The sequence below is a fragment of the Dellaglioa sp. CoH-57-MRSF-20 genome, from assembly GCF_056781955.1.
Map to the genome: position 1 here is coordinate 1 of NZ_JBXAXV010000154.1, position 379 is coordinate 379.

Annotated in this window: 1 protein-coding gene; it reads right to left on the reverse strand. The window is 52.5% G+C overall.

Annotated features, from left to right (window positions below; all coding sequences use genetic code 11):
• Positions 1 to 37: 37 nt before the first annotated feature.
• Positions 38 to 379 (reverse strand): hypothetical protein (locus AC1RPN_RS08580; protein ID WP_481763774.1); only part of this gene is annotated, 342 nt, incomplete at its 5' end.

Consider the following 379-nt stretch of genomic DNA (forward strand, 5'->3'; position numbering starts at 1 on the left):
GTACTTGTTGTCTGGCATAGGGAACGTCCAGCGTTCGTTAATGTGTGTCAGGAGCTGCGAAGCGATTTACGCTCCTGCCCCTGACGTGACCACCATAGCGATGAACCAAGTCAACAGGATTGTCTACGTTGTGCACCTGAAGAATCTGTAGCATCCCACACAGTATTTCGTTGATGCCGTCTTCACGCTCCGGTGACGAGTATGCAAACACAGTGTAAATCTCATCACTGAATTCGATGTCCTCATCACCCTCACCTGAACCCAGCTCGACAGCAGCCAGCGTGATTTGCGTGTTCCAGTATCCGTTACGGACCGGAGTTGCGTACAATGCGTAGAGGCGATCTTCCGACTCCCCATCCTCCGAATCTGTTTCGGGCCC